Raw genomic sequence first — 21,868 nt, 5'->3', positions numbered from 1 at the left:
ATGGCAACCATCGGGCTGGATAAGCTCTATTACGCAAAAATCACCGAAGCCGAGGACGGCGAGGAAACCTACGGCACCCCGGAAATTCTCGCAAAGGCCATCTCGGCGGAATTGTCCGTGGAGCTTGCCGAAGCGACGCTGTACGCGGATGACGGCGCGTCGGAGGTGGTGAAGGACTTCAAGTCCGGCAAGCTGACGCTGGGCGTGGACGATATCGGCATCACGGCCGCGCAGAATCTCACCGGCGCTTTGTCGGACGACAACGGGGTTCTGATTTCCGCCGGCGAGAACATCGCCCTGCCGGTGGCCGTCGGCTTCCGCGCCCTGCGTGCAAACGGCAAGTACCGCTATTTCTGGTTGTACCGCGTCATTTTCGGCATCCCGTCCGCCAACCTGCAGACCAAAGGCGATTCCATCACCTTTCAAACACCCAGCATCGAGGGCACGGTCATGCGCCGCAACAAGCCGGACACCAAGGGAACGCATCCGTGGAAGGCGGAGGTTTCCGAGGGCGCTTCCGGTGTGACAACTGAAACCATCTCCGGCTGGTTCGGGCAGGTGTATGAACCCACCTACACAGAAGCGACGTCCGGCGAATGAGGGGGGCTGACGCATGGGAAACGAACGAAGTGCTGTGATTAAAATTGGTGGAAAAGACTATGATCTGATTCTCACCACCCGCGCCACCAAGGAAATCGCGCGCCGCTGCGGCGGGCTGGAGAACCTCGGCGAAAAGCTGATGAAGTCCGAGAATTTCGAGATGGCGCTGGATGAGATCATCTGGCTGATTACCCTGCTGGCGAATCAGTCCATTTTGATCCACAACCTCAAAAACAAGGACGCGCCGCAGGATCTGCTGACCGAGGAAGACGTGGAACTGTTGACCTCGCCGCTGGATCTGGCGGCATACAAGAACGCCATCACCGAAGCGATGTTCAAGGGTACGGCGCGGAATGTGGAGAGTGAGGAGGAAATCTCCTCAAAAAACGCGGAAGTCGGGTGAACACGGAGGAACTGTTTACCCGGCTTTTCTACTACGGAACAGTGCAAATGGGCATGGGCGCGGAGGAATTCTGGCTGATGCCCATCGACCTGTTCCTGGATTTATGGGCCTGTCACAAGCAGTTTATCGGTATTGAGAAACCGAAGAAAACCCGGACAATTGATGATATCATCCCGCTTGGTATTTAAAGGTTTTCATATATTTTTTGCAAAGCATGCCTGACATTTGGCGCAAAGCGAGCTATACTAGTTTTGCAAAGTTAACTTTGCAATACGGAGGTGTCAGTTTGAAAACAAAAATTGCAGAGTTGAGAAAGAAAAGAAAGATATCCCAAGAAGAGCTTGCGACAGCTGTAAGTGTTACAAGACAAACAATCACATCAATTGAGGTTGGAAAATACACTGCATCGCTTGTTTTAGCCTACAAGATTGCGAAGTATTTTGATACAACAATTGAGGAAATATTCGATTTTTCAGATGTGGAGGAACTATGATGGAAAACTTTAAACAAAAAGTACACAAACGCCTTATCTTTGCAGGAATCTATTGCGCTATAGTCTTGATACTGATCGCTGTTGCAATGATTATCGGTTTAGATGATTCGGCCACAGCATTCACTCTCGGTTTTGGGGTAGGTATAGAGGCTGTTGTGATTTTTTTCATGGGTAAATATAACGGTGCATTAAAAAGCGAAGATAAACTTAAAAAACTATACATTGAAGAAAATGACGAGAGGCGAAAACATATTAATGCCCAAATTGGTGGCACGGGCATAAATATATCTATTCTGTTTTTTGCTTTGGCAATGTTAGTTTTCAACTATTTCAATCAGACTGTGTTTTTTACCTTACTTGCGGTTACGCTTTTTACTGTTATAGTAAAAATTGTGCTTAAACTTTATTATAACAAGAAAGTTTAGTTCGCCATTAAAACCATTTTAAATCAATATTCTTTTCAAGAGCAACCTTCGGGCTGCTCCTTTTTCATGCCATTTTTGAGGAGGTGAGCATGTATGGCAGACGATTTCGGACTGAAAATCGGTGTGGAGGGCGAAAAGGAGTTCAAAAAGGCACTCTCGGACATCAACCAAAGTTTCAAGGTACTCGGCTCTGAAATGACGCTGGTCACCAGCCAGTTTGACAAGCAGGACAAATAATATGAATCTGCACAAACTGCTTCTGACCAACAACGCCTGCTGCAAGGCGGGCAAAACCATCACGCCCCGGGGCATCATGGTGCATTCCACCGGGGCAAACAATCCCAATCTCAAGCGCTATGTGGGTCCGGACGACGGTCTGCTGGGCAAGAACCAATACAACAACCACTGGAACACCGACAAGCCGGGCGGGAGACAGGTCTGTGTTCACGCCTTCATCGGCAAACTGGCGGACGGCACGATCGCCACCTACCAGACCCTGCCGTGGAATATGCACGGCTGGCACTGCGGCAGCGGTTCTCAAGGCTCCGGCAACGATACGCACATCAGTTTTGAGATTGTGCGCCCAGATAGGTCAATGTCAACAGCAGCGTAAGGTACTGCATGGCAAGATAACGCCATAGTCAACCTGCCTAACCGAAAGGCGAAAGCTGATACGGGAACAGAGCACGGCAGGAAAGCGGCAAGTCGCCTAAAGGCAATCGAGTGCGACTGAACCGCAATGACAAGCGGATATGAGGATAGAACTGAATTGTTGAATGTGAGTTTCGAGTTCCCATTAAGGACTGGGGCGGGAGAAATTTGCCTGTAACCCCCGGCGTGAATACAATCGCGTACAAATTTCGCGCGATTGGTTATCAGTTAATTTACGCGACCTGCTGGAGAACCAGTGGTAAAGAAACGAAAGCATATCCGACAATCCGCGCACCTATTGGCATTGCTAACTGGGGATACCCTAAACGGAAATGCCGGAAACGGCTATAGCCGCAGGGCTTGAATATTCCGCACGGGTACGGAGCTTCCATAGTAGTCAGAGAGGGGTAACGCCTCTTACATGGCGAAGGGAAGCAGTTGTTACGCGCCAAAATCAACATTGATTAGGGAGGAAAACCTCATGCAACCAACAGTAGCGATTTTGGAGAGGATGAACCAAAACTCAAACCGCAACAAGGACGAGATTTTTACACGGGTTTACCGTTATCTGCAAAGACCGGACCTTTACTTCCTTGCGTATAAAAACCTGTATGCCAACAATGGCGCGGCGACGCGCGGTGTGGATAACGACACGGCAGACGGGTTCAGTGAGGAAAAAGTGTCGCTCATCATCAAAAGTCTAACCGACGGAACCTATACCCCAAGGCCTGTGCGCAGGGCGTATATAAAAAAACAGAATGGCAAAATGCGTCCACTGGGACTGCCGACATTCACGGATAAACTTGTGCAAGAAGCAATCAGGATGATACTGGAAGCCATCTATGAACCAGTATTCTGTGACACTTCTCACGGGTTCAGACCGAAACGGAGTTGCCATACCGCACTTGGCATGATAACAAAAGGATTTAACGGGGTGAAATGGTTTGTTGAGGGCGATATCAAAGGCTGTTTCGACAACATCAATCACAATGTCCTTGCAGACCTGATAGGAAAGAAGATCAAGGACGCACGCTTCGTCCAGCTCATCCGCAAATTCCTGAGCGCGGGCTATATGGAGAACTGGCGGTACAACAGCACCTACAGCGGCACACCGCAAGGCGGCATTGTATCACCTATACTCGCCAACATCTACCTGCACGAGTTGGATATGTTTGTCGAACAGTTAAGGCAAAAATTTGACCATCCCTTGCCGCGAGGCAAGAGAACGCCGGAATATTCTCGACTGCGGAGCAAAGCCGTTCGCTTAAAACGGAAGCTGGAAACGGCTGACGAAACCCAAAAGGCGGCGTTACTTGCAGAACTGCATGAAACCAGAAAGCAACAGCTTTCTACCCCAAGCAAACTCCAAGAGGATAAGAAAATCAAGTATGTGCGCTACGCCGACGATTTTCTCATCGGGGTTATCAGAAGCAGGCCGGACTGTGAGTGGATAAAATCGGAACTGAAATCCTTTATCGGTGATACGCTGAAAATGGAACTAAGCGAAGAAAAAACGCTCATTACCCACAGTCAGGATAAAGCACGGTTTCTGGGCTATGACGTTTGTGTAAGGCGCAACGGTCAAATCAAGCAGGGCGGGAACGGTTACACCAAAAGAACACTTAGCAACAAGGTGGAACTCGCCGTCCCGTTCAAGGACAAAATTGAGCGTTTTCTGCTGGATAAAGGCGTGGTGAAACAGATTAACGGTGAATATCGCTTTGTCCATCGTCCGAGCCTGCTGCAAATCACGGAATATGAGATTGTTTCAAGCTACAACGCGGAGCTGCGGGGAATCTGCAACTATTACCGTTTGGCAAGCAATTTTAACAAACTGAATTACTTCGCTTACCTTATGGAGTATAGTTGCCTGAAAACCCTTGCGGCGAAACGGAAAAGCACCATCGCCCAAATCATTCATTCGCGCCAAGATGGGCGCGGCAAATGGTGTGTACCGTATCAAACGGCAAATGGTGAGAAACGGCTCTACTTTGCAAAATACTCTGAATGTAAAGGGCATAACGTGTTTAGTGACAACATTCGTAACGATGCGGTGATTTACAGTCACAGGCGCAACCCCTTTGAGGACGGGTTAAAAGCGAAGGTCTGCGAGTTGTGCGGCGCAACCCAAGCGGCATATTACGAAATCCACCATGTGAAAAAGGTCAAAGACTTGAAGGGAAAAGCTCCGTGGGAGAAATACCTGATAACCTGAAACCGCAAAACGATGGTGGTCTGCCGTGATTGCCACAAGGAAATCCAACGCAAACTATTGACTTTATCTCCATATTGGTATATTATAAAATATAATATTATTTTGGATTTGAGGTGGAAAGGTGATTAAATTTTCTTGCTAATTATTTTTTGCATGGCATGAATCTTCGGGTATACACTCTATGCCGATGTTTTTGCTATGCGTTTGCAAGAAAGTTTAATGCCGATTCACTCATATGAGCCTTGTTTTGCCGCGTTTATGCGGCTTTGACTTCGCTATAGATATGGGATGCAGGAAGTAACTTTCTTGCATCCCATATTTTTATTGCGGAGGTTTTGACTGATGTCACTTATAAATATTTCGAATTTAACCTTTTCCTATGAAGGAAGTTTTCACAACATTTTTGAAAACGTAAGTTTTCAGATTGATACAGATTGGAAGCTTGGATTTACCGGGCGAAACGGCCGGGGAAAAACCACGTTTTTAAAGCTTCTTATGGGAAAATATGAATACCGCGGCACCATTTCAAGCAATGTTTCGTTTGAGTATTTTCCCTATAATGTGCCGGACGCTGACTCTTTTGTCATCGATGTTATTCATGAAATCAGCCCAAATGCGCAGGACTGGGAAATTGCGCGTGAACTGTCCCTGTTAAATGTGTCTGATGATCTTCTTTATCGTTCCTATTCCACCCTTTCGAAAGGCGAGCAGACAAAAGCCCTGCTTGCCGCTTTGTTTCTGAAAGAGAACAGTTTTTTGCTGATTGATGAGCCAACGAACCATCTTGACACTTTGGGCAGAAAAACCTTGAGCGATTATCTGAAGCGAAAACATGGATTTATTCTGGTTTCCCATGACCGGGTATTTCTTGACAACTGCATAGACCACATTCTTGTAATCAATAAAACAAACATCGAGATCCAGAAAGGAAACTTCTCCTCATGGTGGAAAAATAAAGAAATGCAGGACAGCTTCGAACTGGCGGAAAACGAGAAACACAAAAAAGAAATCAGCCGTTTAACAGCAGCCGCACAAAAGATTTCCGGCTGGTCTGACCGGGTTGAAAAAAGCAAAAACGGCTCAACCAATTCGGGAAGCAAGCTGGACAAAGGCTATGTCGGTCATAAAGCGGCGAAAATGATGAAGCGCTCTAAAAGCATCGAAAACCGTCAGCAGGATTTGGTTCATGAGAAATCCAAGCTTCTCAAAAACTTGGAAACCGCTGAAAACCTGAAGCTTTCTTCGCTTCCATACCACACCAGCCGGTTGCTTGAACTTTCCGATGTTTCTATTGTCTATGGCAGCCACCCCGTCTGCTCAAATATCAGCTTCACCATAGAGCAGGGAGACCGGGTCGCCTTGCAAGGGAAAAACGGTTCCGGGAAATCCAGCATTCTGAAGCTGATATGCGGTGAAAATATTCCCTATCAAGGCAGTCTAAGAAAAAGCGAGCGATTGAAAATTTCCTACGTTCCCCAAAGCACGGCAGGGCTGAACGGACCGCTAAGCGAATATATCGAGCGTAATCTTCTTGACGAAAGCCTTTTCAAAGCCATCCTGCGGAAATTCGATTTTCCTCGGGAGCAGTTTGAAAAGAGACTGGACGAATTCAGCGAAGGACAGAAAAAGAAGGTTCTGCTTGCCAAAAGCCTGTGTGAGCAGGCACATCTGTATATCTGGGATGAACCGCTCAACTACGTTGACGTCCTTTCCCGCATGCAGATAGAGAACCTGCTGCTCGAATACAAGCCAACCATTCTGTTCGTGGAGCACGACAGCGCCTTCTGTGAAAACATCGCGACAAAAACCATTGAGTTATAGATAAAAGGACGGATAAAACAATGAATAACTGTAAAATAGCCGTCACCCATGACAAACTCCATGCAAAGCCAGATTGTGCTGGCGGTCTTTGCATGGAGTAGTATAAACTGACCGCCGCTCATGCTGGCTTTGCTTCTTGATGATTTTATTATTCAAGAGGAGAAAAGCCTACATGATTCATTCAAAATATGATGTTATGAAGCGATATATATCGGAAATGAATTTTCCGGATTATCGCTATGAGCAATTGATAACAATGATTTTTGCACAGCGTATTCCTGATTTTAATGTTATGTACATGCTGCCGGAAAGACTAAGAGCAAATTTGGCAGAAACTTTTGGATCCTCTGTCTGCGGCCTTGTCCCAGTTGCACACAAGGCATCGGGCCAGGCGGACAAAGTGCTGTTTCAATTAAAGGATGGGAACTGCGTCGAAACGGTAAACCTGCATTACAAAAAAGGGTGGGAATCTTTTTGCATCTCATCCCAATGCGGCTGTGGGTTTGGCTGCAAGTTTTGTGCAACCGGAGCTATCGGACACAAACGGAATATGACCGCCGACGAAATAACAGATCAAATTCTGTATTTTTATCTCGCAGGGCATAAAATCAATAGTGTTTCTTTTATGGGAATGGGTGAGCCGTTTGCTAATCCCCATTTATTTGACGCATTAAAAATCTTGACAAACCCATCGTTGTTCGGATTAAGCCAGCGACGCATTACCATATCGACGATTGGAATGATACCTGGGATCAAACGGCTGACCCGCGATTTTCCGCAGGTAAATTTAGCATTTTCGCTGCACTCGCCTTTTGAAAAACAACGTTCGGAGTTGATGCCTATCAATCGATTTTACCCGCTCCATAAAGTAATGGATGTGTTGGATGCGCATGTCGCCAATACCAAAAGGCGATTGTTTTTGGCTTATATTATGCTGGGTGGAGTAAATGACTCGGCGGAGCATGCGAAAGCGTTAGCGCACCTTATTTTGAGCCGGGGAGCGCTGTCCTATTTATATCATGTTGATCTTATCCCATATAACGCGACAGATAAGACGGCGCGAAAGTTTACCACTTCAAATAACGAAGCCATTAAAAACTTCAGTGACATTTTGCATTCCTACCGTATCAGCGTGGCTGCCAGAATGCAATTCGGTTCTGACATCGGCGCCGGGTGCGGACAGCTTTATGCTGACGAAAAGGATTGAGCGCTTGAGAAGATATTTTATAACACAAAACTCACAGAGCAAAGGTCACATTGAAATGGCAAAGTCTTCTGCCGCAGCAACAATTTCTCTGTCAAATCTGACCCGGCATGTACAGACGCGACACCCTATCGTGAGAACTGTGGACTTATTCAGTTGATAGAAAAGCAGAAGAAAAAACGCTTTTGCTGTGACAAATGCCGCAATGCCAGGTGGAACAGCCATCTTGACAAGGTGAAGCGAAAGGTAGTTTATTATTATTAAATTCCCGCACTGCGGCAAACTGTGGCAAGAAATTCCGCGTTTACAGGAATTAGCGAAGAAAAGTGAATATTTCCGCCAGTCAGCCCCTCGCTGTCCACTTTCGGATGGTGAGGGGCTGTTTTTGTCTAAGTTCTCGGCCAAACTCAGTCTTTTTGTCCAGATGGGTCATTGAGGGAATTCCTCGGATGGGAGGCAAGAGTATATGGCTGCTATTACTGACGTGATACCAGAAATCAATTATGAAAAGGAATCAGTTTCACAGGAACAATTGCAACGCGAAGTAGATTATGCAAGGGCGCAGAAAATACTCGAATCCATGCGCGGCCGAGGGCTGATTTCATTGTCCGAATTCGACAGGATCACCGCCTTAAACCGCGAATCTTTCTCTCCCGCGCTGGCGGAGATTATGCCATGAATTCGTTGCTATCACAGTCCGTCGGAGGTAACATGACACACTGACCGAGGGGGTGAAGATGTGAAAAAGGTCACGAAAATAGATTCCCGCGCTGTCAACCCGATTGGGGAAAATGAAAAGCCGAAACTGCGTGTCGCGGCCTACTGCCGGGTTTCCACCGACAGCGACGAGCAGAAGGAAAGCCTGGAAACGCAGATTCGGCACTATGAGTCATACATCAAGGCCAATCCCGCGTGGACGTTTGCCGGCGTGTATTCCGACGAAGGCATCACCGGCACCAAGAAGGAAAAGCGTCCGGAACTGCTCCGGATGATCGCCGACTGCGAGGAAGGGCGGATTGATTATATTGTCACCAAGTCCATCAGCCGGTTTGCGAGAAACACCGCCGACTGTCTGGAACTGGTGCGCAAGCTGCAGAAACGCGGCATTTTTATCTGTTTTGAGAAGGAAAATTTGGACACCGGCACCATGGAAAGCGAATTCATGCTGTCCATCCTGAGCGGCCTTGCCGCGGAGGAGTCGGCCTCCATCTCTCAGAACAATAAATGGTCGATTCAGCGCCGGTTCCAAAACGGCACCTATAAAATCACCTGCCCGCCCTACGGCTACGATGCCGTCGACGGAATGCTGGTCATAAACGAACGGGAGGCGAAAGTCGTTCGCTTTATCTTTTCGGAAATGCTGACCGGAAAGGGAATGCCCAAAATAGCCGAAGAACTGAACCGACAGCGCATTCCCGCCAAAATGGGCGGGCTCTGGAAAGCCGCGAGTATTCGCGGAATGGTGGTCAACGAGAAATATATCGGCGACGCTGTTTTTCAGAAAACCTATACCGACTCGAATTTCAACCACCGCCGCAACGACGGAGAAAAAGAGAAATATCTGCTTCGGGGCCATCACGAACCGATTGTCAGCCGAGAGGACTTTGAAGCCGTGCAGGCCGTTATTGCACAGCACCGCAGAGAAAAGGGCATACACCCGAAGCAGACAAAGTATCTGAACCGGTACCCGTTTTCGGGGAAAATTGTCTGTGGCCACTGCGGCGGCACGTTTAAGCGCCGTACTCACGCATACGGGCGGCACAAAATCGCATGGTGCTGCGGTACCCATATCCAGGACATTAAAAAATGCCCGGTGAAATACATCCCTCAGTCTGCCCTCGAATGCGCCTTTGTCACGATGATGAACAAGCTCATTTTCGCCAATCAGGCCGTTCTCAAGCCCCTGCTGTTCAGTCTGCGCGGGGTGAACGCCGATGACGGCATGGAGCGTATCGGAAAGCTCGAAAAAAGTCTGGAGGAAAACCGGCGTCAGCAGGAAATGCTGGTCAGCCTGTTGAGCAAAGGGTATCTGGAACCCGCCGTCTACAAGAAGAGCAATAACGAGCTGCTTCGGGAAGCCGAGCGGATTCAGCATCAAAAGGATTCCATTTCCCGTCTTTTGAACTGTGACAGTCAATATCTGACGGAGGTCAGCGAGCTTCTGCAGTACTGTACGAAGGCAAAAATGTTGCGGGAGTTTGACGGAGAACTGTTCTCCCGTTTTGTGGAGCGGATTCACGTGTATGAGCGCGAGAAAATCGGCTTTGAAATGAAATGCGGCGTAACGCTGAAAGAAAGGCTGGTGATTTGAATGAGCCATATTCCCTACGGCTACCGGATTGAAAACGGGCGGGCCGTGATTGACGAAGATGCCGCCGGCCGGGTGCGGACGCTGTTTGACGCCTATCTGTCCGGTGATTCCATGCATGCCGCCGCAGGCAAAGCAGGAATTAAAAGTTTCCACGCCGGAATCGGCAGAATGCTCACAAACGCCCGCTACCTTGGCGACGGGTTTTATCCAGCCATCATTGACGCGGAAACTTTCGCGTCCGCAGAAGCGGAGCGCGCCCGGCGGGTGGAAAAGCTGGGTCGTATTCAGAAACCAAAAGAACCGGAAAAAGCGGTCTTTCCCACATTTTTTCGCATGCGCGAGGGAACGGAGAAATTCGACGACCCGTTTGAGCAGGCGGAATACACCTACAGCCTGATAGAAACGGAGGTAAGAACAGATGGAAGTCAGTAAAAACATCACGGTCATCCCGGCGAGAAAGCACAGGCGCGCCGAACCTGGCGAGGAGAAGCCGAGGCTGCGGGTTGCCGCTTACTGCCGGGTTTCCACCGATACGGAGGAGCAGGCCACCAGCTATGAAACGCAGATTGACCATTACACCGCCTACATTAACGGCCACCCGGACTGGACGCTGGCGGGCGTTTTCGCGGACGACGGAATCAGCGGCACCAATACCAAGAAGCGCGACGAGTTTAACCGCATGATTGATGCGTGCATGGCGGGCAGCATCGACATGATTGTCACCAAATCCATCAGCCGGTTTGCCCGCAACACGCTGGACTGCCTGAAATACATCCGTCAGCTGAAGGAAAAAAATATTCCCGTATATTTCGAGAAGGAAAATATTAACACGATGGATTCCAAGGGCGAAGTGCTCTTAACGATTATGGCGTCCCTCGCTCAGCAGGAAAGCCAAAGCCTTTCTCAGAACGTGAAGCTGGGCCTGCAGTACCGCTACCAGCAGGGACAAATTCAGGTCAACTGCACCCGCTTCCTTGGCTATACCAAGGACGAAAACAAGCATCTGGTGGTCGTTCCGGAGGAGGCGAAAATCGTTCGGCGCATTTACCGCGAATACCTCGAAGGCGCCAGCATGCTCAAAATCGTCCGCAGTCTGGAAGCGGACGGAATCTTAAACGGCGCGGGCAATGCGCATTGGCACACCAGCAACATCAGCCAGATTCTGCGAAACGAGAAGTACATCGGCGACGCCCTTCTGCAGAAAACCTACACCACGGATTTCCTCACGAAAACACGAGTCAAAAACCAAGGCATCGTCCCGCAATATTACGTGGAAAACAGCCACGAATCCATTATTCCGCATGAGATTTTCATGCAGGCACAGGAGGAGCTGGTGCGCCGACGGGTGGTTCATAAAAGCCCGAACGGGAAAAAGCGGGTGTTCAGCAGCTGTCACTGCCTGTCGAACATCGTCTGCTGCGGCGGCTGCGGGGAGTTTTACCGCAGAATTCACTGGTACAACCGGGGCAAGAAGTCGATTGTCTGGCGGTGCATCAGCCGGCTGGAGAACACCGGCCTGTACTGCGACGCCCGCACCGTGCCGGAGAGCCGGCTTGAGCAGGTACTGGTCAAAGCCATCAACCGAACGCTCTGCGACAAGGACGATTTCCTCGACGTTTTGAAGAAAAACATTGAAACCGTCCTCAGCCACGGGAACGACCAGGCGCTCGCCGACATCGACCGGCGTCTGAAGGACCTGCAGGCGGAACTTTTGAAGCTGGCTGCGTCCAACGCGGATTATGAGAAGGTGGGCAACGAGATTTACCACCTGCGCGACGAAAAGCAGAAGGCCCTGATGGAAAGCGCCAACCGCGACGAAGTCAAAAAACGTATCGCCGACATGGGCGCTTTCCTGCGGGAACAATCCACAGAAATTACGGAATACGATGAGTCCCTTGTCCGCCGGCTTATTGAAAAAGTCACCGTCTACAGCGGCAAGCAAGTTGCCGCGGATAAATTCACCGTGGAGTTCAAGTCCGGCGTGACGGTGGATGTGGAGGAATAAACTTGAAGATGAAAAAGGCGCTCTGCGTTAAGCAGAATGCCTTGCTCATTCAATTCTATACCAATAAATGCTGATAACCGGGGACATTCCGAAGAACTTTTTGTTGGCTCGAACATATTACGGATCACTATCAGGGCTTTTTTTGTGCATTAGATCTTCTAAAAGGCCGAAGGCCTTTATGCAAACTTTCCTGATGACGGGCTTTGAAACTTTGAGCCTCGAAAGAATCAACATATAAAGCATAGCCTGCAGAAAATCGGCATCTCGTGATTGCCAACTCCGATATCTTTCTTCACGTAGCCCATGAGCCAAGCCATTCCGAAGATTCTTGATTCGGGTAATGACCCTTTCGTTGGTAACATAAAGCCAGCTATCCTTTTGTATTTTCTCATCATAGAGGGCGAGAATCTGTTCATGAGCAAACATAAGTTTACTTGCCAGTCTTCCATCAAACTTCTGGAAAACCATCACAGCAGAGTTAAAATCATCGCGGTATTCACTCTTGACAGATTTTTTAAGTTCACTTAGTTGTGCATTGATGTTGTCATGACCTATTCCTTTACGAATTTTTTTAGCAGTTTTTTCGTATTTGCTATTTTGTCCCACTTCATGCTCAATGGCTGCACAATATCTTAAAATGTCGACATTGTAAATCATTCCCTTGCAGATAGGAAACATTAGTCGCGTATCAATGCTCCCATTGAGCAATTCCTGTATTACAGCTTTCATACCGTTAAGTTTCAGATCCGAATAATTGATTATCGGACGTTCTCTGTTGGGAAACGATTTTGCTTCTGGAATATATAATCTGTGGCACTCTGACAAACCGTTGCAACCAACGGTTAAGAGTTCAATTCCAGTAAGTGCATCAACCTCTTCAAAACAGATGAAAGATAGAAAATCATGAGCGATCATGGTCAGACGCTGTATCTCTTCAAAAGAGAAATTCTCATTATTGTTACAGTAAAAGCAAAACAGGACTTTTACATCAATTGAACTCGAAATGCCGTCCACCAAAAATCCGCTCTCCAAAGACTCAGCCTTTAGAGCAAAATCGAAATTGATCTTCTTTATCCCATTGACAATAGGCATATCCAATGTGAAGTTTTTTTTCAATAATTTATAAGTATGATTTATGCCTTTCGACGGTGATTTCTTTAACTCCGAAAGATTGGCGCTATCTATGTAAAACCGGTTAATTGTAGGCGAAGCTATCATAACTTTGTCAATCGTTATTTTTGTAATATCATCATTTTGGGAGTCTCCATAGTGTCGATATAAAAACTGTATCTCAAACTCATTGTTATTGGTTTGCCTCGAAAGCACATAGTATTGAGCGTTGCAACCGCATAACCTAACCCAACAGTTATGAAACGAAGAAACAATTTCGCTTGTAACAGTGCTGCCAGCTGGTCCTATTTTTTCTCCATTTATGGACAGTTGGCATGAAATCAACACAAGTTTACCTTGATGAATAATGAATGAGCAACTCCAAACACGCCCATCTTTGACGGGCGTGTTATAGATACCACTATCGCTTATCCAATTCATATCGTAATTCATTTTCATTCCCTCCTTATTCCACGCCCAGAGCCTTGAACACGGCTTCCTGTGGGTTGTTGTAAAATATCAGGCTGAAAACGTCCGAGGTCAGCCGGAACACTGCCGAGGTCGGAAGCGGATGTTATGATTCAACATTCTCACGGTCGCTGAAATCAAAAAATCTGCCATAATATTTTCCATATTCCTTGATTATTTTATCTTAACATCTATCCCATTCACACAACCCCGCCAAATTCAAAAAACATCAATCCCGTTCACACACCAACCCCTAAATCCCCGAAACATCTATCCTGTACACACGCGAACCGCCAACATCAATATCGTTCACTCGCGCCCGAAATCCGCCCTCTGGACTTGTTCCCACGAAGCGATATTTTGACGATTTCGGCGCGTTGGATTTTTGCCCGCAAACCCCGGAAGCGCCAGTATTCCTGGGCTTTTCGCACACTTACTTCTCAACCCGTGACATCAATACTACCGTCTCAACGTGTGCTGTCTGAGCGAACATGTCAAATGGCTGGATGTCCCTAACTTCAAAGCCATTCTGGCTTAGATACCTCAAATCCCTTGCAAGGGTACCCGGATCACAGGATACGTAGATGAGTTTTTCGGGTTTCATAGACGCAATCGTAGTTAGCAGTCCCAATTCGCAGCCTTTCCTTGGGGGATCGACGATGATTACATCCGCCTTCATTCCTTGTTTATATAGCTCCGGTATGACAGTTTCGGATTTTCCCGCTATAAACTGCGCATTGCATATGCCGTTTTCCGCAGCATTTTTTTTTGCATCAGCTATAGCCGCCTCAACCACTTCCACTCCATATACCTTTTTAGCTTTTTGGGCGACAAATAGGGATATTGTTCCCGTACCGCAGTATGCATCTATAACTGTCTCATTCCCTCTAAGATCAGCATATTCGATTACTTTATTATAGAGCGCCTCTGTCTGATAGGGATTAACCTGGAAAAAAGATAAAGGAGATATTTGGAATTTTAAATTGCCGATATAGTCGACTATCCTGTCGCTTCCGAACAGAGTCTTGTTATCCCTGCCTAGAACGACATTTGTAGCTTCTCTGTTTATATTTTGTATAATGCTTTTAACGGCAGGAATTTTAGTACGCAGTCTTTCAATAAGTTCGTCCTTAAACGGCATTTCGCAGCCGTTAGTAACTATGACGACCATCATTTCTCCAGTTTTAAATGCTTTTCTTACCATGACATGTCTTAAGATTCCGATTCTATCCCTTTCATCATATACGGATATGCTGTTATGCTGTGCCCAGTCTTTAACCACTTTTATGACCTGATTGCTCATATCATCCTGTATAAGGCATGACGGCGTATCGATGACTTCATGGGACCGTGGGGCAAAAAAACCTATAACAATATTCCCATTTTTCATTTCCACAGGAAACTGGGCTTTATTTCGATATCTATACGGGTTTTTCATTCCGATAGTGTCATGCACCAGCGATGGGTCAAGTCTTCCTATTCTCTCAATGCATTCCTGCACCCTGTGCTTCTTATACCTTAACTGTGCATCATATGCAAGATGTAAAAGCTGGCACCCGCCGCACCTTTTCAATGAGCATAAAGGTTCAATCCTGTCTGCCGATGCTTTAATAACCCTTATAAGCTTACCGAATGCAAAGTTCTTGCTTACTTTGACAATTTTTATTTCCACTCTTTCACCTATTAAGGCTCCGGGTACAAATATTTTAAAATTATTAAACTGTCCAACTCCTTCTCCCTCATAACCTAAGTTGTCGATATCTATTTCATAATCTTTATTTTTTTCGACAGGAATACCGGACATATCAAAACTTCCTCTCACTTGTTTTAGAGTATATATTTTATTATTCTTCAAATAATATACATACACCCTCTGCTTTATGTCTGTATATATAATAATACCACTGCATCGCATATAATAATATAAAAAAAAGCACATCGTAAGATGTGCAGATGTAGAATTAAGCCCTCTTATAAGCCTGTCTATAATTATAACCACAATAAATAAAACATATAACTCCTTTAAAAACTTTTAATTAGCGAAGCCTCAACTCTTTTTATTTATTATATAATAAATGCGTTTAAGAGGCAGCACGGATATGATCGCTATGCATATTATCGCATCGATGCCTAAGTATGAACCATTATACCCGATAGAGTATATAAGAGGCGACATTCCTTTTGGTGCATACTGGGCAAAAAACACGACACCGGATATTACATGGCATACAAATCTTAAGAATATCGCAATGATTGTTCCCAGCAACTTTTTATCCTTAAAATAGCCTGCGATTCCTAAAGCCATGAACGGAAGGGGATAGTCAAAAAGCACCTGTACAGGATGGAGTATATATGGCTCGATAATCAGAGTTATGATTCCATATAAAAATCCCGTAAGAAAACCAACCTCAGGGCCATACAAAAATGCCATAAGAAGTATCGGCACCATTGCTCCAAGCGTTACGCTTCCCCCTTGCGGAAATTGATATAACTTTATCAGGCTTAGTATTGTAGATAATGCCAATGCCACTCCTATATATGCAATAGTCTTTGTGTCCAGCTTTACCTTTCTGGTATGCAGGAGAACGAATATCAATATTATTACTCCTATAAGTGCTATCAATGATACAGGATGGCTAAAAATTTCACTGATGTTTTTTATAAATGAAAACCCTTTCAATAATATAACCTCCATTTTTTGTGCTCAAAGTGCTGTCAGGTTTATGAACGATTTTTATAAAAGATTTTTTATAAATTGTATTATAGGTCAGGCTTCTTTAAATAAAAAACTGCAGCCATCGCGGACTGCAGCTTAAATACATCGAAAGCTTTCCTACGCTGGTATTATCCAGATCAGGTTTAAAGGGTTGATGAAAATCATCTCTCAGCCTTTCAGGCACCCCTAGCACATTAATTTTTTCACGTTTATTATATTACATAGATTGATAATTTACAACTAAATTTTAAAAAGGCTGTCTCAAAATAAAGAAACTATACAATAAATACATTGTATACGAAATTTATTTTGAGGCAACCCTTTATGAAGAGGTTTTCTCCTTATATTTCTTTTAAACCAAGGCTTATGCCTAATCCAGAATCCACTTTAACCATCAATTCATCGCTTATGTGCCCTATTTTTTCTTTCAACCGTCTTTTATCTATTGTCCTGACTTGCTCTAACAGTATGACTGAATCCTTGTTTAGTCCGTATTCAGCAGAACTAATTTCAATATGGGTGGGCAACTTTGCCTTATTAATCTGTGATGTGATCGCCGCTATTATAACCGTCGGGCTATATTTATTGCCTATATCATTTTGGACGATAAGCACCGGCCTTACGCCCCCCTGTTCAGATCCGATGACCGGACTCAAGTCAGCATAGAATATATCTCCTCTTTTTACCGCCATCGTCATCTATAATATCACACTCCGCGAGCCTTGCTTCATATTCACACAGATCACTTAGATCCATGGCAAAGCCAAATTCTGCAATCTCCTGATTGACCTTTGACATTTCAATGTACCCATTCTTCATTGTTTCTCTTATTCTGTATCTTTTCCTCTCCTCAATATATACTATTACAGCATCCTTAATAAATTCACTTATATTTTTATTATCTTTATTCAAAATTTCATCGCATTCTCTTAATATGCTTTCCGGGAGGTTCACTTCAATTTTTTTTGATTCAGCCATACGAAACTACCCCCTAATTTAATATCTTATGTATTCTTTCTTATTTATAATGTATGTACACCAATAGTGTCAAATATAGTTTCAAGTTTGCATATAATAACAGTATTTCCAATTTTTCATTTAATATTATTTAGAAGGCTCTAAAGATACATAACTTTTAACTTTTATTGCTTTCCCATCCCTTATGTATACCCGTGGAACCCTCTTGCTAAACATGCAGACAACTTCATAATTGATCGTACCTATTTGCGAGGCAATATCCTCTGCAGATATATTTATATCCCCTTGTTTTCCCATTATGACAGCCTCATCACCTATATTCACATCTCCGGCATCCGTAACGTCTACCATGCACTGATCCATGCATATATTTCCCACTACAGGAGCAAGCTTGCCGTTTACAATAACCTGCGCCTTATTGAAAAGGACCCTGGTATAGCCGTCGGCATACCCTATGGGAATCGTAGCTATTTTACATCTTCTCTGTGCTTTGAATTTCCTACCATAGCTTATGGATGTTCCCGCTTCAACTTCCTTGACATGTACAATATTTGCTTTTACAGACATAACAGGCTTTAATTTTATTCTGCCTTTCATAACTTCATCCGACGGATACATTCCATACTGTATTATCCCGGGCCTTACCGCATCGAGATCAAAATCGGGTAGGTCCATTAAGCAGGCGCTATTTCCGGCATGCCTCATGCCATAGTCTACTTTAAGCGATTTTAAAATGTCCAAAAACTTGGTAAATCTTTTGAATTGGGTATATGTATATTCCTTATCCCTTTCGTCCGCCGAAGCAAAATGCGTAAATATCCCTTCTATTTTTAAATTCGGCAGGCTGCTTATCTCTTTTATTATCTTTGCGCTTCTTTCATCAGGCAAAAAACCTATCCTTCCCATACCGGTATCGACAGCAATATGGATTTTTGCTGTCTTTCCTGTATCTCTTGCCGCCTCGGATAACTTCTCCGCCAATTCATATGAAAAACACGTCTGGCTTATGCCATTTTCGACAACCGCATGCGCCAATGAGGAAGGGGTGTAGCCAAGTATCAGTATATTTGAATCAAAACCAGCATTTCTAAGCTCCATCGCCTCATCAAGCATGGCGACTGCAAACCAGTTGATGCCGCACTCCCTGCATATTTTTGCAGTTTCCACAGCCCCATGTCCATATCCGTTTGCCTTTACTACAGATATATACTCCGTATTTTTACCTATCGTCGTTTTGATCTCATCGATATTATATTTTAAATTATCAAGATCAATTTCAACCCAAAGTGGTCTGTAATCCCTGAACATTTTTCTCCTCCTATGTACATCTGCCAAATTAAATATTAAGCTTTTCCAACGCTGTCCCTGCTGAATATATTATCATCTATTTTATCATTATATACAAAATTTTTGTAATAAACCGTAACTGCAATATTGCCTTTAGAATCCAGTATTTCCATTTTTAACGGTATCATATCTTTTCTGCTTATATATAGTATCTGCCATTTCCTGTAGGCATTCCCTCCGGGTACTTTTACCTTTATAGCTATGCAGTCGATATTTGCAAATTTCTTATATTCATAATCAGCCTGTTCGGATGTGAATAAATTTCCTGCAAAATACCCTGGAAACATTCCGCTCTCTTCTGTCTCTTTATATTTTTCGATTACATGCATCTGCTTTATCCAAGGCTCGTAAATCCAGAGGTACTGCCCGTCATAAGCAGTTACCTTGCCCTTCCTCTCTGCAGGACTCAATACTTCTATTCTGTATCTGTCGGGATACTTGAAATATTGCTTCACATTATAATTTTCCGTTGTTCTGTTGCCCTTTACAATTATTTCAGCATTTACAGAATACGTATTCATGTCGGCAATCATCTTATAAACCCTTGAAAGATCATCATCTTTTGATTTCTTGCAAGAGCATAGGAACGACGCAGCAAGCACAACCGATATAAAAATAATAATCAGTTTTTTCAAAAAGAAATTCCCTCCTGCAGGTGTTTTAACTGACTATTAATATATATTCAGTTGTCCCATCCAATATGATTTTTATTTAAATATCTTAGCTTTCGCTCTGCTGAAGAGTACAAATTTTTATCTTAAGTATATTATTACAGTTGCTAAGGTTAATTAGCCTAATCTATGCTTTTGCAGTTTATGGATAAAATAGCATCGGGTATACTATCTATAATATCCCTTGCTTTCATTCCATATTCACCCTTGTGCTGCAATGCTATGTCCCCGGCCCTGCCATGAACAAATACCCCGGCCTTGCAGGCTTCATAAGGTTCTATACCCTGGGCAAGCAATGAAGCTATCATTCCTGTGAGTATGTCGCCTGAACCGCCCTTTGCCATCCCAGGATTTCCCGTGGTATTTATAAATACTTCACCATTCGGTGATGCTATAACAGTATTTGCCCCTTTAAGAACGGTTATTGCTCCAAACTCCGATGAAAACTCGCGGGCGCAGCCTATCCTGTCACTCTGTATATCCTTAATGCTACTTTTGAGCAGCCTTGCCATTTCTCCCGGGTGAGGCGTTATTATAATCTGGCTTTTCGATTCTTTTAATATTGACTTATCCAAAGACAGCACATTTAACCCATCGGCATCTATTACTCCCGGTACATCCGCCTCTTCAATGACATTGGATAAAATATCCAAAAGCCTTTCGCTTGCCGTAAGCCCGGGACCTATTGCATAAGATGAGGCATGCTTTAATGAATCCAAAATTTCATCCAGCGCATTGCTGCAAATTATCCCGTCCTCATCTTTTACCCCTTTTACAATGGCTTCCACAGCAAGGGGTGCCACCCTTTGCTGTATGCTTGAAGGAACACATGCTTCGACCAGCCCTGCCCCGCACCTTAGCGCCGATAGTATGCTCATAACCGGAGCACCCATCATATTCTCCGAGCCCCCTATTATAAGGGCTCTTCCATATGTGCCTTTATTCGAATCCCTTTTTCTCGGCAAAAATACATTTGATATGTCCGATTCTGTCAGGATTCCGGTATTTATATTCTGCCTTTCTATTAATTCATGCGGCATTGAGATGTCCTCTATATAAACTCTTCCGGCATGATCGGCACCGGGGAATGTATAAAGCCCGATTTTCGGAAGTGCAAATGTCACGGTCCTATCCGCAAGCACAGCAGCTCCCGATACTTTGCCGGTATCGGCATCCACGCCCGATGGTATATCTATTGAAACAACGAACCTTGCATTCTCATTTATTATATCTATTATATCTTTATACAGGCCCTTAACTTCACCCTTTATACCTGTCCCTAAAAGCCCGTCGACAACAATTCCCGAGCCTTTTATATCTTTTTTTAGCAAATTCAAGCCATCCATGGATCGAACTTCGTATATTTCTATACCCATATTCTTATCGATAATATAATTAGTGAGAGCATCACCCTTTAAGTCTTTACCGGCACCTATCAAATAAATTATCACACTGCGTCCGGAAAGCGCAAGATGCCTTGCCGCTGTGAAGCCATCTCCACCGTTGTTCCCTTTCCCGCATACTATGCATATTTTTTCATTTTTATATTTTTCAACATCGACAATATGGGAGCATAATTTTATTGCGGCATTTTCCATAAGTAAAACACCAGGTATGCCATAAATGCTCACAGCATCGCTATCGATTTTTCTCATCTGGGAAGACAGAGCCGCCTTCATGCATTATCATCCCCTTCGGATACAGCATATGCTACTGCATAATCCCTGCTGTGGGAAATAGAAATGTATATATTTTTTACGCCGGCTGAATATGAATATTTTAACGCATTCCCATATAGATTAACGACGGGTTTTCCACTATTCTCCCTCACAATTTCGACATCCTTAAACTTAATGCTGCCGATACCCTTGCCCAATGCCTTGAACACAGCTTCCTTTGCCGCAAATGTTCCGGCTGTGTGGCACGGGTTAAAACCCTTGCTTTTAAAATATTCTATTTCAACCGTGGTAAATATTCTGGTCAAAAATGTCGTGTTTCTCTCAGAAGCATCCTCTATCCTGCCGATTTCAACTATATCAATTCCGGTACCAAGTATTTTCATAAATTCCACCCATAAAAATAATTATTACAATATATATTATAATACTTTAAGTCAATACTTCGTAAAGTGCAAGGGGCAATTCGCAATTTGAGCTTATGTTATTTTGAATACTCATTCGCCAGATTCAAGTTTTGTAAGTTCTAACCTCACAGCCTTAGGACAAATCAACTTTATTTCGGACAAAAAAAATAACCCAGAGTTTGGGTTATATATATTACGACTGTTTCAGTGCGTTTCTCTTCTCCCGATTTTATTTTCTGAACCTTGTTAGTAATGCCTACATAGAGTAAAATTATGAGTACGATTATACTTAGTACAAGAAAGAATTTCTTCATGGAATATGTCACCTCGTAAAATAGTATCTATATTTACAGACGAAATATTCCAT

General features: G+C 44.5%; 23 protein-coding genes, 1 pseudogene and 1 riboswitch. Of the genes and pseudogenes, 14 read left to right on the top strand and 10 right to left on the bottom strand.

Going from position 1 to position 21,868, the window contains the following annotated elements; genetic code table 11:
• The 10 genes and pseudogenes from QME45_04935 (at position 1) to cfr (ending at position 7,815) form a co-directional block, all read left to right on the top strand.
• Positions 1-600 carry a phage tail protein gene (locus QME45_04935; protein ID MDI6618007.1) on the top strand — a complete coding sequence of 200 codons (600 nt, stop codon included), beginning with the start codon at positions 1-3 and terminating at the stop codon, positions 598-600.
• 13 nt (positions 601-613) lie between these two features.
• A complete protein-coding gene (locus tag QME45_04930) occupies positions 614-1,003 on the top strand; it encodes a hypothetical protein (protein MDI6618006.1) in 390 nt (129 codons plus the stop codon).
• Complete coding sequence (locus tag QME45_04925; protein ID MDI6618005.1) at positions 1,000-1,191, top strand: hypothetical protein; 192 nt, start codon at positions 1,000-1,002, stop codon at positions 1,189-1,191. The genes QME45_04930 and QME45_04925 overlap by 4 nt, the downstream gene beginning before the upstream one ends.
• Before the next feature lie 98 nt (positions 1,192-1,289).
• Positions 1,290-1,496, top strand: coding sequence for a helix-turn-helix transcriptional regulator (locus tag QME45_04920; protein ID MDI6618004.1), 207 nt, complete (start codon positions 1,290-1,292; stop codon positions 1,494-1,496).
• The gene (locus tag QME45_04915; GenBank protein MDI6618003.1) at positions 1,493-1,921 is read left to right on the top strand and encodes a hypothetical protein; all 429 of its coding nucleotides are present in this window, start codon (positions 1,493-1,495) and stop codon (positions 1,919-1,921) included. Before QME45_04920 ends, QME45_04915 begins: the two co-directional genes overlap by 4 nt.
• Before the next feature lie 93 nt (positions 1,922-2,014).
• Positions 2,015-2,158 carry a hypothetical protein gene (locus QME45_04910; GenBank protein MDI6618002.1) on the top strand — a complete coding sequence of 48 codons (144 nt, stop codon included), beginning with the start codon at positions 2,015-2,017 and terminating at the stop codon, positions 2,156-2,158.
• A 1-nt stretch (position 2,159) separates the two neighbouring features.
• A pseudogene (locus tag QME45_04905) lies at positions 2,160-2,498 on the top strand (peptidoglycan recognition family protein).
• Between the two features lie 555 nt (positions 2,499-3,053).
• Positions 3,054-4,787 (top strand): reverse transcriptase domain-containing protein, encoded by a 1,734-nt coding sequence (locus QME45_04900; GenBank protein MDI6618001.1) that lies wholly within the window; start codon positions 3,054-3,056, stop codon positions 4,785-4,787.
• 342 nt (positions 4,788-5,129) lie between these two features.
• Positions 5,130-6,608: an Lsa family ABC-F type ribosomal protection protein gene (locus tag QME45_04895; protein ID MDI6618000.1), complete on the top strand. Its 1,479-nt coding sequence runs from the start codon at positions 5,130-5,132 to the stop codon at positions 6,606-6,608.
• Positions 6,609-6,780: 172 nt separating this feature from the next.
• Entirely contained in the window at positions 6,781-7,815 is a 1,035-nt protein-coding gene (gene cfr, locus QME45_04890; GenBank protein MDI6617999.1) for a 23S rRNA (adenine(2503)-C(8))-methyltransferase Cfr, read from the top strand.
• Between the two features lie 45 nt (positions 7,816-7,860).
• Here cfr and QME45_04885 read toward each other — a convergent pair whose 3' ends face one another.
• Positions 7,861-8,217: a hypothetical protein gene (locus QME45_04885; protein MDI6617998.1), complete on the bottom strand. Its 357-nt coding sequence runs from the start codon at positions 8,215-8,217 to the stop codon at positions 7,861-7,863.
• 61 nt (positions 8,218-8,278) lie between these two features.
• Here QME45_04885 and QME45_04880 point away from each other — a divergent pair, with 61 nt between their 5' ends.
• Genes QME45_04880 through QME45_04865 form a run of 4 tightly spaced genes read left to right on the top strand, consistent with a single transcriptional unit; the run spans position 8,279 to position 12,128 of the window.
• Positions 8,279-8,491, top strand: coding sequence for a hypothetical protein (locus tag QME45_04880; GenBank protein ID MDI6617997.1), 213 nt, complete (start codon positions 8,279-8,281; stop codon positions 8,489-8,491).
• A 60-nt stretch (positions 8,492-8,551) separates the two neighbouring features.
• Positions 8,552-10,123 (top strand): recombinase family protein, encoded by a 1,572-nt coding sequence (locus QME45_04875; GenBank protein ID MDI6617996.1) that lies wholly within the window; start codon positions 8,552-8,554, stop codon positions 10,121-10,123.
• Entirely contained in the window at positions 10,124-10,555 is a 432-nt protein-coding gene (locus tag QME45_04870; GenBank protein MDI6617995.1) for a recombinase, read from the top strand.
• Positions 10,542-12,128, top strand: coding sequence for a recombinase family protein (locus QME45_04865; GenBank protein ID MDI6617994.1), 1,587 nt, complete (start codon positions 10,542-10,544; stop codon positions 12,126-12,128). The genes QME45_04870 and QME45_04865 overlap by 14 nt, the downstream gene beginning before the upstream one ends.
• A gap of 117 nt (positions 12,129-12,245) precedes the next feature.
• Here the strand turns inward: QME45_04865 and QME45_04860 are convergent, their stop codons facing one another.
• The 9 genes from QME45_04860 to acpS all read right to left on the bottom strand — a co-directional run bounded on the left by QME45_04860 (position 12,246) and on the right by acpS (position 21,480).
• Positions 12,246-13,691 carry a hypothetical protein gene (locus tag QME45_04860; GenBank protein MDI6617993.1) on the bottom strand — a complete coding sequence of 482 codons (1,446 nt, stop codon included), beginning with the start codon at positions 13,689-13,691 and terminating at the stop codon, positions 12,246-12,248.
• Positions 13,692-14,139: 448 nt separating this feature from the next.
• Complete coding sequence (gene rlmD / locus QME45_04855; protein ID MDI6617992.1) at positions 14,140-15,510, bottom strand: 23S rRNA (uracil(1939)-C(5))-methyltransferase RlmD; 1,371 nt, start codon at positions 15,508-15,510, stop codon at positions 14,140-14,142.
• Positions 15,511-15,753: 243 nt separating this feature from the next.
• Positions 15,754-16,401 (bottom strand): energy-coupled thiamine transporter ThiT, encoded by a 648-nt coding sequence (thiT, locus tag QME45_04850; GenBank protein ID MDI6617991.1) that lies wholly within the window; start codon positions 16,399-16,401, stop codon positions 15,754-15,756.
• A 118-nt stretch (positions 16,402-16,519) separates the two neighbouring features.
• Positions 16,520-16,620: riboswitch (TPP riboswitch) on the bottom strand.
• Between the two features lie 143 nt (positions 16,621-16,763).
• Positions 16,764-17,120: a type II toxin-antitoxin system PemK/MazF family toxin gene (locus QME45_04845; protein MDI6617990.1), complete on the bottom strand. Its 357-nt coding sequence runs from the start codon at positions 17,118-17,120 to the stop codon at positions 16,764-16,766.
• Positions 17,080-17,400, bottom strand: a complete 321-nt coding sequence (locus tag QME45_04840) for a CopG family transcriptional regulator (GenBank protein MDI6617989.1) — start codon at positions 17,398-17,400, stop codon at positions 17,080-17,082. Before QME45_04840 ends, QME45_04845 begins: the two co-directional genes overlap by 41 nt.
• A gap of 126 nt (positions 17,401-17,526) precedes the next feature.
• Positions 17,527-18,708, bottom strand: a complete 1,182-nt coding sequence (alr, locus tag QME45_04835; GenBank protein MDI6617988.1) for an alanine racemase — start codon at positions 18,706-18,708, stop codon at positions 17,527-17,529.
• Positions 18,709-18,743: 35 nt separating this feature from the next.
• Complete coding sequence (locus QME45_04830; protein MDI6617987.1) at positions 18,744-19,382, bottom strand: outer-membrane lipoprotein carrier protein LolA; 639 nt, start codon at positions 19,380-19,382, stop codon at positions 18,744-18,746.
• A gap of 158 nt (positions 19,383-19,540) precedes the next feature.
• Positions 19,541-21,097 carry an NAD(P)H-hydrate dehydratase gene (locus QME45_04825; GenBank protein MDI6617986.1) on the bottom strand — a complete coding sequence of 519 codons (1,557 nt, stop codon included), beginning with the start codon at positions 21,095-21,097 and terminating at the stop codon, positions 19,541-19,543.
• Positions 21,094-21,480: a holo-ACP synthase gene (gene acpS, locus QME45_04820; GenBank protein MDI6617985.1), complete on the bottom strand. Its 387-nt coding sequence runs from the start codon at positions 21,478-21,480 to the stop codon at positions 21,094-21,096. The genes QME45_04825 and acpS overlap by 4 nt, the downstream gene beginning before the upstream one ends.
• Between the last annotated feature and the right edge of the window lie 388 nt (positions 21,481-21,868).

This window comes from Clostridiales bacterium (genome assembly GCA_030016385.1).
Classification (GTDB): domain Bacteria; phylum Bacillota; class Clostridia; order Clostridiales; family Oxobacteraceae; genus JASEJN01.
The sequence above is the reverse complement of the archived record's forward strand: the minus strand, read 5'-3'. Positions and strand labels throughout refer to the sequence as shown.

Coding starts and splice junctions, on each gene's coding strand:
- QME45_04935 (MDI6618007.1), top strand. CDS start 1: ATGGCAACCATCGGGCTGGATAAGCTCTATTACGCAAAAATCACCGAA.
- QME45_04930 (MDI6618006.1), top strand. CDS start 614: ATGGGAAACGAACGAAGTGCTGTGATTAAAATTGGTGGAAAAGACTAT.
- QME45_04915 (MDI6618003.1), top strand. CDS start 1,493: ATGATGGAAAACTTTAAACAAAAAGTACACAAACGCCTTATCTTTGCA.
- QME45_04910 (MDI6618002.1), top strand. CDS start 2,015: ATGGCAGACGATTTCGGACTGAAAATCGGTGTGGAGGGCGAAAAGGAG.
- QME45_04900 (MDI6618001.1), top strand. CDS start 3,054: ATGCAACCAACAGTAGCGATTTTGGAGAGGATGAACCAAAACTCAAAC.
- QME45_04895 (MDI6618000.1), top strand. CDS start 5,130: ATGTCACTTATAAATATTTCGAATTTAACCTTTTCCTATGAAGGAAGT.
- cfr (MDI6617999.1), top strand. CDS start 6,781: ATGATTCATTCAAAATATGATGTTATGAAGCGATATATATCGGAAATG.
- QME45_04880 (MDI6617997.1), top strand. CDS start 8,279: ATGGCTGCTATTACTGACGTGATACCAGAAATCAATTATGAAAAGGAA.
- QME45_04870 (MDI6617995.1), top strand. CDS start 10,124: ATGAGCCATATTCCCTACGGCTACCGGATTGAAAACGGGCGGGCCGTG.
- QME45_04865 (MDI6617994.1), top strand. CDS start 10,542: ATGGAAGTCAGTAAAAACATCACGGTCATCCCGGCGAGAAAGCACAGG.
- QME45_04860 (MDI6617993.1), bottom strand. CDS start 13,691: ATGAATTACGATATGAATTGGATAAGCGATAGTGGTATCTATAACACG.
- rlmD (MDI6617992.1), bottom strand. CDS start 15,510: ATGTCCGGTATTCCTGTCGAAAAAAATAAAGATTATGAAATAGATATC.
- thiT (MDI6617991.1), bottom strand. CDS start 16,401: ATGGAGGTTATATTATTGAAAGGGTTTTCATTTATAAAAAACATCAGT.
- QME45_04845 (MDI6617990.1), bottom strand. CDS start 17,120: ATGACGATGGCGGTAAAAAGAGGAGATATATTCTATGCTGACTTGAGT.
- QME45_04840 (MDI6617989.1), bottom strand. CDS start 17,400: ATGGCTGAATCAAAAAAAATTGAAGTGAACCTCCCGGAAAGCATATTA.
- alr (MDI6617988.1), bottom strand. CDS start 18,708: ATGTTCAGGGATTACAGACCACTTTGGGTTGAAATTGATCTTGATAAT.
- QME45_04825 (MDI6617986.1), bottom strand. CDS start 21,097: ATGAAGGCGGCTCTGTCTTCCCAGATGAGAAAAATCGATAGCGATGCT.
- acpS (MDI6617985.1), bottom strand. CDS start 21,480: ATGAAAATACTTGGTACCGGAATTGATATAGTTGAAATCGGCAGGATA.